Below are 15,024 nucleotides of genomic sequence, written 5' to 3' on the forward strand. Positions count from 1 at the left end.
GGGTGCCCTCACCAGGTCACGGGCAGCTCGCTGACCCCGCCGGTGAGGGTGGTGCGCACCTGGAGGTCGTCGACGTCCTTGGCGAGCCGCAGCCCGGGCAGGCGCTCGGCCAGGGCGGCGAACACGATGCGCAACTCCGTGCGGGCCAGGCTCGCCCCGATGCAGAAGTGCGGGCCGTGGCCGAATCCGAGGTGGTTGCGTTCCGGACGGTCGGGGTCGAAGGTCTCGGCGTCGGTGTAGACGGACGCGTCGCGGTTGGCCGAGTTGATGGAGAGGATGACGGCGTCGCCGCTGCGGATGGTGACCCCGGCGACGTCGACGTCGGTGTGGGCGTAGCGCAGCAGACCGAGGTCGCCGGGTGCGCCCAGGCGCATGATCTCCTCGACGGTGGCGTTGACCCGGCCGGCCGGGTCGGCGGTCAGCGCCCGCCACTGGTCGGGGCGGGTGAGCAGGAAGAGCGTGCCCAGCCCGATGCGGTTGACGGTGGTCTCGTGGCCGGCGAACAGCAGTCCGACGCAGAGCCTGATCATCTCGGAGTAGTCGAAGGCGGCATCGGCGCTCTGGGCGCGTACGAGGTCGGAGATGACGTCTTCGCCCGGCCGGGCCCGTTTGGCCTCGGCGAGCGTCGTCATGTACTCGTTGAACTCCTCGCGGGCCCGTTCGGCCTCGTCCCCGATGGCGTAGTCGGCCATGCGCGCCGACAGTGAGGCGAAGTGCTCGCGGTCGGTCTCGGGCACGCCGAGCAGCCGGCAGATGACGGCGACCGGCACCGGGAAGGCCAGCCCCGCGTGCAGGTCGACCACTCCGTCGGGCGCGGCGGCCCGCTCGGCGAGCAGCCGGTCGACACAGCCGTCCACCAGCTGTCGTACGTGGTCGGAGAGCATCACCATGCGGCGCGCGGAGAAGGCCGGGGTCAGCAGCCGGCGCATCCGGGTGTGGTCGGCCTCCTCGGTGGCGTAGTCGCCCGAGGGGCCCTCCTGCACCGCGGCGCTCGTGATCCGGGAGGCCCGTTCCGGCTCGGGATGGGAGCGGCCGAGCCGCTTGTCGCCGAGGAGGTCGCGGACCTCCTCGAAACGGGTGACCAGCCAGGCCGGATCCCCGGCCGGAGTGGTGACCGGCGTGATCGGCGCCTGGCGGCGCAGCACCTCGTACAGGGGCGCGAGATCGAGCACGTTCGGCCGTGCGAAGGGTAGTCGTGAACGCTCGGCGGCACCGTTCATGGTCCTCCTCCTGGACCTCGGAACGCGATCTTCCGGCATTTCGACCGTAACACTTTATTGTCAGTGGCTGCCAATAATGTTTCCGGCCAGTCGCCGCGTGGCGTCGGCGTGCTTGGATCGCCCGATGAAGGACGCGACGGTGGACAGTGGCCCGATAGCGCCCCGCCGGGGCCGGCCCCCGGTGAGCGACCGGGAACGGCAACGGCAGCGCCTCGACATCTCCCGCCAGGCGGTCCGGCTGTTCGCCGCGCAGGGCGTGGCCGCCACCTCCGGCGAGCAGATCGCGCGGGCCGCCGGCGTCTCGGAACGCACCCTGTGGCGCTACTTCGCCGGCAAGGAGAACTGCGCGGAGCCGCTGCTCACCCAGTCGATCGCGGCCTTCCAGGCGGTCCTGCGCGCCTGGCCGGCCGGCCTCGGCCTGACCGAGCACCTGCGCGCCGCCTACGAGCCCGCACCCGACGCGCTGTCCGGCGGGGACACCGAGGCGGTGCTCACCGTGATCCGGATGACCCACGACGAACCCGCGCTGCGGGCCGCCTATCTGGTGCTCCGGGAGCGTGCGGAGGAGACGTTCACCGAGGTGCTCGCCGAACGCGCGGGCGCCGCCGCCGACCTGCCGGACATCCGGATGCGGGCCGCCACCATCAGCGCCGTGCTCAAGGTGGCCACCGACGACCTCGCACGGGCCGTGGCCCGGGAGGGCGTCACCCCCGAGGTGCTGCGCGCACACCGCGAGCAACTCGCCGACGCGCTCGGCCGGGTCACCCGGGGGCTGTAGGGCCGTTTGCCGGATGGTCGTAACTGCCGCAAGGAACCGGACCGTTGTGCCCGGCGCACCCCGTCCGTGAACTTCGCACTCAGAAAGTCCTGTTGGCCTCGTTGACACGCCACAAGCACAGGCGTTTCACTCAACACTCGTGCATGGCAACGTTGTCAGGCCGTGGGAGCGACCCGAGGCGTTGTCGCCCGTCGCCGGCGTTCCGGTGTGTCCCGGCGCGCCGACACCTGATGTGCGAAGCACGAACTGCTGCGGAGGCAACCGATGGTGAGACCCCGACGTTCAGCCGCACGACCCCCCACTGGAGCAGGATTCCGCAGGCGCCTGGCCGTGGCCTGCGTCCTGGGCCTGGCAGCCCTGCCGCTCTCGGCGGCCGGCAGTGCCCAGGCCGCGAGCACCGCGAGGCCGGCCCTCGTGACGGATCCCGCGTCCCTCGTCAACCCCCTCATCGGCACCTCCGGTGCCGTGGACACCTTCCCCGGCCCCGACATGCCGGCCGGCATGGTGCAGTGGGGCCCCGACACCACACCCCACCGCCCTGACGGCGGCGGCTACGAGTACGCCGACACCAAGCTCTCCGGCTTCAGCCTCACCCATGTCTCCGGCCCCGGCTGCCCGGTCGCGGGCGACCTGCCCGTCCTGCCGGTGACCGGCGCGCTCTCGGGCGACCTCGGCAGCACGTCCGTCGGGTTCGGCCACGCCGACGAGCAGGCCGCCCTCGGGTCCTACAAGGTCACCGACGCCAACGGGGTCACAACCGAGCTGACCGACACCACCCGCGCCGGACTGGGCACCTTCACCTTCCCCGCCGGACAGCAGGCGAACCTGCTGTTCAAACTCAGCGGCGGCGCCACCCAGGTGGACGGCACCCGGGTCCAGGTGGTCAACAGCAAGGAGATCAGCGGCGCGATCGACAGCGGCCACTTCTGCGGCGCGAGCAACCGCTACACCCTGCACTTCGACGTCAAGTTCGACCGGCCGTTCACCGCGAGCGGCACCTGGGTCGGCGGCACCATCACCCCCGACGCGAAGTCGCTGAAGGCGGGCAAGGTCAGTCCGACCCCGCGGAAGTCCACGGCGAAGCCGCTGAAGGAGAAGCACTTCACCGTCCCGGCGAAGCCCGCCCCGACCGTCCACGCGAGCGGTGCCGCGTCCCGGCTGGCCGGCCTGACCAAGGCCGCCCAGCCGCCCACCACCGGCGCGAACGGCATGTACCTCACCTTCGACACCGCCGCGAACCCCACGGTCACGGCGAAGGTCGGCATCTCGTACACGAGTGACGCGGGCGCGGCGGCCAACCTCGGCGCCGAGATCAGGAACTGGAACATCGGCGCCGTCGAGCAGGCCAACCACGACGCCTGGAACGCGGTGCTGAAGAAGATCCAGGTCGGCGGCGGAACCGCCGACCAGCAGACGCAGTTCTACACCGCGCTCTACCACGCCCTGCTGCACCCGAACGTCTTCTCCGACGCCAACGGCCAGTACATGGGCATGGACAACCAGATCCACAAGCTGGCCAAGGGACAGCAGGCCCAGTACGCCAACTACTCGGGCTGGGACACCTACCGCTCCCAGACCCAGCTGATGGCGATGGTCGAGCCCAAGGTCACCAGCGACGTCGTCACCTCGATGCTCAACGGCTACGACCAGACCGGCCTGCTGCCCAAGTGGGCCTCGAACAACGGCGAGAGCTATGTGATGGTCGGCGACCCGGCCGCCGGCATCATCACCGACGCCTACGCCTTCGGCGCCACCGACTTCGACACCGCCAAGGCCCTCGCCGCCCTCCAGCACGAGGCCACCGTCCCCAACAACGACCGCCCCGGCGAGTCCGTGCGGGACGCCAAGGGCTACCTCCCGCTCGACGAGAACGACTACAACTGCTGCAACTTCTACGGCCCGGTCTCCACCCAACTGGAGTACGACAGCGCCGACTACGCCCTCGCCGCCTTCGCCAAGTCGCTCGGAAAGACGGACGTCTACACGAAGTTCGCCACCCGCGCCCAGGACTGGATGAACGTCTTCAACCCGCAGACCGGCTACATGCAGGCCAAGAACAAGGACGGCCAGTTCGCGGGCGGCTTCACCCCCGGCACCTCCAACGGCTTCGTGGAGGGCACCTCCGCCCAGTACACCCCCATGGTCCCCTTCAACCTGCAACAGCTCATCCAGGCCCGCGGCGGCGCCCAGGCGTACTCGTCCTACCTCGACAGCCTCCTCGACGACATCACCCACCCCGGCAACACCGACGCCGACCTGAGCAACGAGCCCAGCGTGGAGATCCCCTGGGAGTACGACTACACGGGCCAGCCGTGGAAGACCCAGGCGGCCGTCCGCGAGGCCCAGCAGGACCTGTACTTCAACGCCCCGGTCGGCTCCTTCGGCAACGACGACCTGGGCGCCATGAGCTCCTGGTACGTCTGGTCCGAGCTCGGCATGTACCCGGAGACCCCGGGCACGGACACCCTGGTGCTCGGCAGCCCGGCGTTCCCGGCGGCCCAGGTGACCCTCGACGGCGGCAAGACGGTACGGATCGACGCGCCGCAGGCCGCACCCGACGCGCCGTACGTGCAGTCGCTGAACGTCAAGGGCAAGGCGTGGAACACCTCCTGGCTGACGTACCGGCAGTTCAAGGGCGCGGGCACGCTCGACTACACGCTCGGCACCCGGCCGAACACCTCCTGGGCGTCGGGCCCTTCGGCCGTGCCGCCGTCGGACACCACGGGCGGCGGCCGGGTGCTGGCCGCGACCGGTCCGTCCAGCGACGGCCTGGTCCTCCAGCCCGGTACGAGCGGTGACGGCACCCTCGACCTGACCAACCTCGGCAGCAAGGCCGTCACGGTCGACTGGACGGCGACGGCGCCCTCCGGCGTCACCCTGGACACGGCGTCCGGCTCGCTGACGGTGCCCGCCTCGGGCAGCGCCGAGACCAAGGTCCACGTCACGGCCGGCCCGGACGAGGGCACCTACCAGGTCACCTTCGCGCTGACCGACCACGGCACCGGTGCGGCACTGTCCGGGGCGGTGCTGCGCGTGGCCGTCGCCAAACCCGGCGCGCTGTGGCCGTACGCCACCAACGAGGGCATCTACCCCGACGGCGCCACCTACTCGGGCGGCTTCGACGGCGGCGGCTGGGCCTTCTCGCAGAACGCCCTGTCGGCGGCCGGCGTCACCGGCGGCTCCACCCTCACCGTCGACGGCGTTTCCTACACCTGGCCGACGGCGAAGTCCGGTCAGCTCGACAACGTGGAGATGACCGGCCAGACCCTCCCGATGCCGGCCGGCACCTCGGGGGCGTCGCTGGGGCTGCTGGGCGCGGCGGTCAACGCGCCGACCGACGGCAGCGGGGTGTCGGGCACGCTCACCGTCACCTACACCGACGGCACCACCACGCAGGCGACGGTCGGCTTCTCCGACTGGACGCTCAACGGCGGACCGAGCAAGCCGCTGCCGGGCGACACCACGGCCGTCAGCACCGCCTACCGGAACACCGGGAGCGGGGGCCGGGACAGCGTGAAGACCTACGTCTTCGCGACGAAGGTCCCGCTGGATCCGTCCAAGCAGGTGGCGTCGGTGACGCTGCCGGTGACCGGCTCCACGGGCACCGACCACCTGTTCGCCTACGGCTTCGGCCAGTAACTCCGGCAAAGAGAGGGCCGGTTCCCCGGGCGTGTGCCCGCGGAACCGGCCCTCCTCGATGCCTGCCGCTACTGGACGTAGCAGTTCTTGACCGTCCCGGCGGCCGGGTCGTCGAAGACAGCGTTGTCACAGGGGGTGCCGCCCGTGAAGCTGCCGTAGGCGTAGTGGCCGTCGGCCCCGTAGGCGACCTCGTGGGTGCCGGTGAACGAACAACTCCCGTTCTCGGCGGCGCAGGTGGTCCACGTCGTGAACGTGGGCGGCGGGGCCGTCAGGTAGCAGGACTTGGCGGTGCCGGGGGTGGGGTCGGGGAAGGCCGTGTTGTTGCAGGCGGTGCTCGGCACGGTGGCATAGGTGTACGTGCCGTTCGCGCCGTAGGCGACGGTCATCACCCCGGCGTACGAGCAGGTGCCGCCCTCGGCGGCGCACGGGGCCCAGACGTCGGTCGTGGGCGGCGGGGTCTGGACGTAACAGGCCTTGGCCATGCCGCTGATCGGGTCGTCGCCGAACGCCGTGTTCGTGCACGCGGTGTTTCCGGTGGCGGTGAGGTAGTCGAACCGGCCCTGGGCGCCGAAGGCGAGGGTCTGCGTCCCGGAGACGGCGCAGGTGCCGTTCTCCAGCGCGCACTGGGTCCAGGCGCCCGGCAGCGAGGTGTGCTCGGCGGGAGACACGGTGCCCGTGGTGGGGTAGGCGACGGTGTACGAACCGGGTTGCACGCCGCGGAAGTAGATGTAGTCGGCGTCCTGGTCCGCGCTCGCGACGCCGGTGGCGCCGGTGAAGGCGGTGCCGTTCCAGGCGGTGGTGCCGTTGATCGTGACCGTGTGGCTCTGGCCGAACCTGGGTACGGCGATCACCCCGGTGGAGCCGGTGTTGGAGCCCGTGTCGACCTGCAGGGTGAAGTTGCCGGCGGCGGGGTGGTCGTAGCTGACGTGGACGGTCTTTCCGGCGGCGACGGTCAGGGTGCCCTCGACGTGGGTGAGATCGCCGGGGTGCGGGACGACCTGGTAGGCGGTGCCGCCCGCGCCGGTCGGCTGGATGCCCAGGACGTCGGAGGTGAGCGCGCCGGTGGGACCGGTGGACCAGCCGTGCGCCATGCTGGTGAAGGAGCCGCCGTAGGGGCCGACGTCCCCCTGGTTCGAATACCCCTCCCAGAACGTGCTGTTGGTGCCGATCGGGGAGTCGAGCATGAAGCCCCACTCGGTCCTGATGAGGTTCAGGGCGTTGGTGTCGTCACCGGCGGCGAGGTGGGCGTAGACCTCCATGGAGCCGGTGAACGGCGAGATGTTGTTGTTCCACTCCGGGGTCTGGGAGCCGCGGCTGCCCCAGCGGGTGCGCAGGTAGGCGGTCACGCTGTCGGCCTGTGCTGCGGAGGAGGTCACGCCGTACCAGACGGCGAGGGAGTTCCCGTCCTGCGGGTGGAGGGTGCTGGTGGGGTTGTCCTTGTAGGCGCCGGCGGACGCGTCCCAGAGACGGGAGTTGATCTGCGTCCGGAGGGCCGCGGCCTGGGTGCCGTAGCTGGTCGCCAGCGTGCTGTCGCCCTCGGTGCGGGCCAGGGACGCGCCGGTGGTCAGGACCCGGTAGAGCATGGCGTTGGCCGCGATGTTCTCCCCGCCCTGGCCGGTGCGGGCCCAGTCCAGGGTCCCGGTGACGCCGAGCAGGCCGTTCGAGTCGACCTTGGCGGTGATGAAGTCCACGCCGCGCTTGTACTGCGACCAGATGCCGTCGAGCCAGGTCCGGTCGGCGGTGTCCAGGTAGTAGGTGTAGGTGCCGAGCAGCGTCCACATGTGGTAGGTGTCGGAGCCGAAGAAGTTGAACTCCGGTCCTGCCCAGGGAAGTTCACCCGACGACTGCTGCATCTGGTACACGGTGGCCAGCGAGTTGCGGGCGGCCGTCATGTCGTCGGTGCTGACGTAGGCCGTGGGCAGGGAGATACCCATGTCGCCGGGCCACACGGAGCGGTCCCGTTTGGCGCCGTCGGTCAGGACCTCGCTGCCCACGCCCACCACGCCGTTGTTCTCCCAGCCGGAGGAGGGCAGCGGCCACACCCGGCCCTGGGCCGGGTCGATGGTGTCCATCTGGACGGTGTAGGCACCCGCGTACCAGATGCGGTTGAGCAGCGTGTCGTTGGAGTAGAAGTAGTCCGGGTAGGCCGCCGGATTCGTGGCTCCGGGGGCGGCCGAGAACGCGAGCGAGACGCCGTTGACGTCCACCCAGCCACCGGAGTCGAGGAAGAGCGTCAGATAACGGAAGCCGCCGCGCAGCTTGTCGGCGGGCATGGTGTAGCTGCCGGCGCCGTTGACCGTCGCGTAGATCGCGCCGTCCGTACCGCCGCCCGAGTTGTCGCTGCTGTTGCCGACGTACAGCGACGACTCGCTGAAGGCCAGCCCCACGCTCTGCCCGGCACTGCTCGCCCCGGAAAAACTGAGGGTGACGATGCCGCCGACCTCCTTGCCGAAGTCCAGGGTCACGGCCGAGCCGCTGCCGTTCAGCCGGGTGGCCTGGTGCGACAGCACATGGGTGGGATCGCTCACCGAGCCGGCGGTCCGGTACACCGAGACCGGTGCGAGCGTCCGCGAGGTCGGAGCGAGGTTGTAGGGGTCGCCGGGCGTGGCCGCGGCCGACGTGGCGGCCGCCGCCGGGGGCGGGGACTCGAAGGGGGCCACGCCGCCGAAGGCCAGGCCGAGGCCGACGACGAGCGCGATGCGCAACGCGCCTTTGAAGGGATGGTTCACGGGATGGCTCTCCTCGGTCTCGTGGGGAGGGGCCTGCATTAATGAAACGTTTCAATCATGATCCGGCCGAATCGTCGTGCATAGGGTATGAATCGATTCAAAGTGAGAGAGTGTCAGTGGTGCAGACCAATGAGGGTGTGGCGTCCAGGCAAGCAGGGTTGACGCGTGCAAGTCAATATGGCTGCGGAGCCTTGTCGTCCGGGCCGGAGCGCGCAGCGCGCCCCGCCGGCTTGCCCGGGGGATGAAGCCCGAGGCCGCCGCCGGGGCGCGCGTGGACGGGGCCGTCAGCCGAGGGTGAAGTCGTCGGCGTTGACGGCGGACTGGCCGTACCAGCCGTGGACGAAGACGGTCACTGTTCCGCTGCTGCCGGTGGTGAAGCTGACCGACAGCTGGTTCCAGCTCGTGCTGTTCGACCAGGTGTTCGCACTGGCGCCGCCGGAGACTCCGATGTACGCGTACGGTCCCTGCACCCAACCGGAGAGCGTGTAGGTGTGGTTGGGGGACAGAGCGACCGTCTGGTCGCACTCGCCGGTGCTGCTGGAGCTCGGCGCGACCTGCAGGCTGTGGCTGCCGCCGTGGACCGGGGTCGAGACCACCGCGCTGCCGCTCGCGCAGGTCCAGGGGCTCAGACTGCCGGTTTCGAAGCCCGCGTTGGTCAGTGAGCCCCCGCCGCCTCCGCCCCCACTGGTGGTGACGGTGAGCGTGTACGTCGCACTGTGGCTGCCGCTGGCGGCGGTGCCGGTGACGGTGATCGGGTAGGAACCCGCGGCCACGGACGAGCCGACCGTCGCCGTCAGCGTCGAACTGCCGCCGGACGTCACGGACGTGGGGGAGAAGGAGACGCTGACGCCGGAGGGCGCGCCGGAGGCGGAGAGGCTGACGGACTCGGCGCTGCCGGAGGTGACGGCCGTGCCGACGGTCGCGGTCGCCGAACCGCCCTGGGCGACCGAGGCGGAACCCGGCGACAGGGACAGGGAGAAGTCGGTGGTGGTGCCGCCCCCGCCGCCCGAGCTGCCCTCGTAGGGCACGAACGCGTCGGTGAAGGCGAGGCTGTTCTGGCTGATCTCACTGCAGGTGGACAGTGAGTTGGCGCTGCCGCTGCACGGCTGGTCCCGGTTGGCCGACCAGAACGACAGCCGCCCGACGCCGTTCTGCGCGGCGAAGGACTCCACCGTCTGGGCGTCCGCGAGCGTGAAGGTGGACCCGTCGTCGTTCTTGCCGATCATCGGGGTGATGCCGAGGTTGGCGTAGGTGTAACCGGAGTCGACGGACTGCATCTGCGCCAGCGTGGCCCTGGCCGCCGAGACCGCGCCCTGGCCCATCTCGGTGCCGGTGCCCGCGTAGTAGTCCATGGCCATGATGTTGACCACGTCGATCTTGACACCCGCGGACTTGGCGGCCTTCAGGATGTTGACGCCGTCGTTCGTCAGCCCGCTGGTGAGCACCGGCAGGGTCATGGAGAACCGGAGGTTGGGGTTGGACGCCTTGAGGTCCTTCATCGCCTGCATCTGACGGGCCGCGGCCGCGGTGTCGGCGATCGCGGCACCCTCGACGTCGAAGTCGAGCTGGGTGACGCCGTAGTCGTTGATGATGGCCTGGTAACCGGCGTCGATGCTGCTCTGCGTGGAGCACGTCCAGGCGAGCGGCTCACCGCTCGCCCCGCCCGAGGAGATGATGACGGAGGCGCCCTCGGACTTCGCCCGGGCGATCTCGGGGTCGGTGTAGGAGTCGTTGCCTATGGGGAGCGTGTCGCCCCAGATCTGGTTGCAGCCGACACCGAGGACGAAGGCCGCCGTGTAGGCCTTGAGCCCGTGCCCGGTGATGGCGGTGTCCAGCAGTCCTTCCTGACTGTTCGACATGTCGACGTAGGGGGCCACGGAGTAGACGCTGCCGGCCGCCGCGTCGCCGGCAGGGGCCAGCGCGACGGTGACGCCGGTGGCCGCGAGGGCGAGAGCGCACGCGGAGGCGGCGAGTCTCGCCAACCTCGGCAATCTTGCCAGGTGCATGACATGTCCCCTTTCGGGGAGAGTGAAGGGGAGGAGATTGGTACATACCAAACAACCGGCCGGAGTCTCCGTCAAGAGGACTAGACCAAGTGTTTACGTGTGGCGGAATGGCCAACTCCTGGCGACCTGCAGGCTGTTACCGGCCACCCGCGGACGCTGTTACCGCCGTGTGATCCGCCGGCTGTCAAGGTGGGGACATGCGCGTACTGATCGTGGAGGACCACAGGGATCTCGCGGAGAGCCTTGCGCGGGGGCTGCGCCGGCACGCCATGGACGTCGAACTCGCGCACGACGGCGAGCAGGGGCTCACCCGGGCCGCCAGCGGGGCGTACGACGTCGTCGTCCTGGACCGCGACCTGCCGCTCGTGCACGGCGACGACATCTGCCGTGCCCTCGTCCAGCAGGGCTGCCCGTCCCGGGTCCTGATGCTCACCGCCTCCGGCACCCTCGCCGACCGGGTCGAGGGCCTCGGTCTCGGGGCCGACGACTACCTCGCGAAGCCCTTCTCCTTCGCCGAGTTGATCGCCCGCGTCCAGGCCCTCGACAGACGCGACCAGCCCGCCGTACCCCCGGTCCTCACCCGCGGCGACATCGAACTCGACCCCGCCCGCCGCACCGCGCTCCGCGGCGGACGCAGCCTGGACCTGTCACCCAAGGAGATGGCCGTCCTGGAGGTCCTGCTCGCCGCCGGCGGCGCCGTCGTCTCCGCCGAGGAACTCCTGGAACGCGCCTGGGACCGGGACGCCGACCCGTTCAGCAACACCGTCAAGGTCACCGTCAGCAGGCTGCGTCGCAAGCTCGGGGACCCGCCCGTCATCGAGACACTGCCGCACGTCGGCTACCGGATCTGAGAGCGACCGCCGTGCGTGTTGTTGCGGGGCGGAAGACGGTACGCCAGCCTGTGAACGGAGTAACCCGGATGTGACCCGGCGTGGGGGACCCTGCCGTCGGTGACCCGTGTTTCGTAGGGGGAGCAATGAGAGTACTGGTGGTGGAGGACCACACGGAGCTCGCGGATTCGATCACCAGAGTGCTGCGCCGCGAGGGCCTCGCAGTCGACACCGCCTACGGCGGCCGGACCGCGCTCGACCTCATCCTGGAGGTCGACTACGACGTGGTCATCCTCGACCGCGACCTCCCCGACGTGCACGGCGACGAGGTCTGCGCCGAACTCGCCACCGAGGGCGTCCGCACCAAGGTGCTCATGCTCACCGCCTCCGCCTCCATCGCCGACCGGGTCGAAGGCCTCGGCCTCGGCGCCGACGACTACCTCGCCAAGCCGTTCGCCTGGGCCGAACTCCTCGCCCGTACCCGTGCCCTCGGCCGCCGCGCTCACCCCGTGCGGGAACCCGTCCTCGCCCGCGGCTCCCTTTTGCTCGACCCCGCCCGCCGTACCGCCAGTCACGCCGGCACCCAACTTCCCCTCACCGCGAAGGAGTTCGGCGTGCTCGCCTACCTGCTCGGTGCCGGGGGTCGGACCGTCCCGGCCGACGAGCTGCTCGCCAAGGTGTGGGACGAAGTCACCGACCCCGGCACCACCACCGTCAAGGCCACGGTCAACCGGCTCCGGACCAAACTCGTCGACCGTTCCGTGATCCAGACCGTGCCCGGAGAGGGCTACCGGATCTGACATGGCGACAACCCCACTGGCCCGTCTCCGAGTGCGCGTCCATGCCTGGCTGAGCGGCCCCGGCGCCGCCCGGGTGCGAGCCCTGGTCCGCCACCTCACGCCCCGCCGGGTCCGGGTCCGCTTCGCCATGCTCTTCGGGCTGCTGTTCATCGCCTCCGGCGCGGTCCTGCTCGGCATCACCTATCTGCTCGTCAACCGCCCCACCCACAACGTCGTCACCGCCGTACACGACGAAGGGGTGCCGGGAGGCGGTTCGCCACCGGGGACCGTCATCCGGCCCGGCCCGGGTTCTGGGTCCCCGCAGGACCTCACCGCGTGGCTCAACGACCAACTGCGCAGGCAGACCGAGCATCTGCACGATGCCCAGATGCACGACCTCCTCGTGCAGTCCGGCACCGCCCTCGCCATCATGGCGGCGATCTCCATCGTGCTCAGCTGGCTCCTGGCCCGGCGCGTGCTCCGGCCCATGCGCACCCTCAACGCCGGCATCGCCCGGATCTCCGCCAGCAACGTGCACGAGCGCCTCGCCGTCGCGGGCCCCCGCGACGAGATCAGCGAACTCGCCGACAGCATCGACGGGCTCCTCGCCAGGCTCGAAGCAGCCCTGGAGTCCCACAAGCGCTTCGTCGCCAACGCCGCCCACGAGCTGCGCACCCCGCTCACGGTGGAACGCGCCCTCCTGGAGGAGTCCCTCCTCGACCGCGACGCCACCGCCGAGTCGTTCCGCGAGAACTTCGAGCGCCTGCTGCGGATCAGCACCCACCAGGGAGCCTTGCTGGAATCCCTCCTCACCCTGGCCGTCAGCGAACGGGGCGTGGAACGGACCGAGCCCGTCGACCTGGCCGAGATCAACGAGTCCGTGCTGCTCACCCAACTCCCGGAGTCCCTGCGGAACGGCGTACGGATCGAGGACCACACCGAGCCGACGCCGGTCGCCGGCGACACCGCGCTCCTGGAGCGGCTGGTCGCGAACCTCGTCCACAACGCGGCCTACTACAACGTTCCCGACGGGACCGTGGACATCACCGTGCGGCGCCACGACCGGCGCGCCGTCCTCACGGTCTCCAACACCGGCCCCGAGGTTCCCAAGGACCGGGTCGACCAGCTCTTCGAACCGTTCCAGCGCATGTACCGCACCGCCGGCGACGGCCACCATGGCCTCGGCCTGTCGATCGTCCGCGCCATCGCCGCCGCCCACGACGCCACCCTCACCGCCCGCGCCAGGCCGGGCGGCGGGCTCGTCGTCGAGGTCTCCTTTCCCCTCCTTGTCAAGGCCGGGGAGCGATACGAGGGTTGGTCACAGTCGCGCACGGCCACCGCGTCCAAGTGACCAGAACGGCGGGTTGGACGACACCGTCCGATAGGTATTGTTCTGATTGACCGGCCCCGGTCGTGAACGGGATTTGACGGCGTTTCACCGGGCTTTTCGGTCCACGGGTGGGGATTCCCGGGAGCTTCCCGAGCGGAAGCTCTTTGCCTTGCGTTTCCTGCGAAATGGTGCATTGGGCAGCTGCATGCCCATGGAGAGGGAATAGGGGTTAGGCCTAGATATGAGCGAGCGAATCGGTGGCAGCTTTTCCTTGTCCGACAGCCAGGAGGGAATCTGGCACGCGCAGCGCCTGGGAGGCCCTCGCGCGCTCTACAGCGTCGGGCAGGCCGTCGAGATCACGGGCGCGCTGGACGTGCCCGCCTTCGAGGCCGCGCTGCGCCGGACGGTCGAGGAGACGGAGATCCTGGGCGTGCGATTCGCCGAGGACGCGGTCGGCAGCGCACGCGCCGTACCGCACCCCGCTCGGCGATGGTCGCTGCGCATCGAGGAGCCGGACGGGGGCGGCGGCGACCCGCGGGCGTGGATGGAAACCCGGATGCGCGAGGAACTCGCCGGCGTGGAAGATCCGCGCGGAGAGCAGCTGTTCTCGTTCGTGCTCTTCCGTCTCGATTCCCATCGGTACTGCTGGTTCCAGGGCTATAACCACCTGCTGCTCGACGGATATGCATGCACACTGATGGCTCGCCGGGTCGCCGAGGTCTATTCGGCCCTCGTCGTGGGCGCGGTATATTCGGAGGCCGAGTTCGTTTCTCTGACTGAGGCACTTGACGAGGAGGCGAGGTACCGGAACTCGCCCGAATTCACCGACGACCGACGGTATCTGCGCGACCGATTCTCCGACCGGCCGGAACTGGCCGAGGTTCCGCGTCTTTCCGGTGTCTCCGGATTCCTCCAGGAGTCCGGGGCCGAGGCCGGAGCGGTGCTGCGCGAGACAGGCAGCTTCGCAACCGCCGCGACGGACGCGCTGCGCTCCGCGGCGGACAGCGTCGGCCTGCGGACGTCCCGGCTGCTCGCCGCCGCCTCCGGCGCCTTCGTGAGCGGCATGACGGGTTCGGCCGAAGCACTGCTCAGCCTGCCCATGACCGGGCGCGTGGGTGAGACGGACCTGCGGGCCCGCCTCACCCGGGCGAACATGCTGCCCCTACGGTTCCCGGTCCCGGCCGGGGCGAGCCTCCTCGACCTCGCCCGGGCGGCCGACGGGGCCCTCGGTGAACTGCTCCACCACCAGCGGTACCGGGGCGAGCACCTGCGCCGGGACCTGGGCTGGCCGGAGGGCGACCGCCGGCACTTCGGGCCCTATCTGAACATCCTGCCGCGGACGGGGGAGTTGGCCTTCGGCGACTGCCGAGGCGTCGCACGGGACGTGTCGACCCGACTGGTCGAGGACTTCGGGGTGCTGATCGACCGGACGGGCTCCGGGACCGAGATCACCGTCGAGGCGAACGCGGCGCTCTACGACCGTGCATGGGTGCGGGGGGTTCTGCGCTCGCTGGTCGGATTCGTCACGCGGGCGGTCGAGAACCCGACGGCGCCGGTGCGGCGGATCGGAGTGGCGGGGGACGACGAACGTGCCCTGATGATGAGCGGGTGGAGCGGTACGGCGCGGGATGTGGACGCGTCGATGGTGGTGGAGCGGTTCCGTGGGTGGGCGGTGCGGACGCCGGATGCGACTGCGTTGTGGTTCCGGCAACA

9 protein-coding genes are annotated in these 15,024 nt (G+C 70.3%); 6 read left to right on the forward strand and 3 right to left on the reverse strand.

Annotation, left to right across the window (positions count from 1 at the left end; translation table 11 throughout):
* Positions 1 to 8: 8 nt before the first annotated feature.
* Entirely contained in the window at positions 9 to 1,220 is a 1,212-nt protein-coding gene (locus ACFZDK_RS53695) for a cytochrome P450 (RefSeq protein WP_390986196.1), read from the reverse strand.
* A gap of 124 nt (positions 1,221 to 1,344) precedes the next feature.
* Here ACFZDK_RS53695 and ACFZDK_RS53700 point away from each other — a divergent pair, with 124 nt between their 5' ends.
* Both ACFZDK_RS53700 and ACFZDK_RS53705 read left to right on the forward strand, forming a co-directional pair.
* On the forward strand, positions 1,345 to 1,998 hold the full coding sequence (locus tag ACFZDK_RS53700) for a TetR family transcriptional regulator (RefSeq protein WP_390986199.1): 654 nt from the start codon (positions 1,345 to 1,347) through the stop codon (positions 1,996 to 1,998).
* A gap of 330 nt (positions 1,999 to 2,328) precedes the next feature.
* Positions 2,329 to 5,637 (forward strand): lectin, encoded by a 3,309-nt coding sequence (locus ACFZDK_RS53705; RefSeq protein WP_390986202.1) that lies wholly within the window; start codon positions 2,329 to 2,331, stop codon positions 5,635 to 5,637.
* 68 nt (positions 5,638 to 5,705) lie between these two features.
* Here the strand turns inward: ACFZDK_RS53705 and ACFZDK_RS53710 are convergent, their stop codons facing one another.
* Positions 5,706 to 8,366, reverse strand: a complete 2,661-nt coding sequence (locus ACFZDK_RS53710; RefSeq protein ID WP_390986204.1) for a trehalase family glycosidase — start codon at positions 8,364 to 8,366, stop codon at positions 5,706 to 5,708.
* Positions 8,367 to 8,650: 284 nt separating this feature from the next.
* Positions 8,651 to 10,372 carry a carbohydrate binding domain-containing protein gene (locus ACFZDK_RS53715; RefSeq protein WP_390986207.1) on the reverse strand — a complete coding sequence of 574 codons (1,722 nt, stop codon included), beginning with the start codon at positions 10,370 to 10,372 and terminating at the stop codon, positions 8,651 to 8,653.
* Positions 10,373 to 10,569: 197 nt separating this feature from the next.
* Here ACFZDK_RS53715 and ACFZDK_RS53720 point away from each other — a divergent pair, with 197 nt between their 5' ends.
* From ACFZDK_RS53720 to ACFZDK_RS53735, 4 genes are all read left to right on the forward strand, one after another.
* Positions 10,570 to 11,223 (forward strand): response regulator transcription factor, encoded by a 654-nt coding sequence (locus tag ACFZDK_RS53720; protein ID WP_359227312.1) that lies wholly within the window; start codon positions 10,570 to 10,572, stop codon positions 11,221 to 11,223.
* 125 nt (positions 11,224 to 11,348) lie between these two features.
* Complete coding sequence (locus ACFZDK_RS53725; RefSeq protein WP_390986210.1) at positions 11,349 to 12,002, forward strand: response regulator; 654 nt, start codon at positions 11,349 to 11,351, stop codon at positions 12,000 to 12,002.
* Between the two features lies 1 nt (position 12,003).
* On the forward strand, positions 12,004 to 13,332 hold the full coding sequence (locus ACFZDK_RS53730) for an ATP-binding protein (RefSeq protein ID WP_390986213.1): 1,329 nt from the start codon (positions 12,004 to 12,006) through the stop codon (positions 13,330 to 13,332).
* 250 nt (positions 13,333 to 13,582) lie between these two features.
* On the forward strand, positions 13,583 to 15,024 hold a 1,442-nt coding region (locus tag ACFZDK_RS53735; RefSeq protein WP_390986215.1), incomplete at its 3' end, for a condensation domain-containing protein.

It is taken from the genome of Streptomyces sp. NPDC007901, assembly GCF_042959465.1.
Classification (GTDB): domain Bacteria; phylum Actinomycetota; class Actinomycetes; order Streptomycetales; family Streptomycetaceae; genus Streptomyces.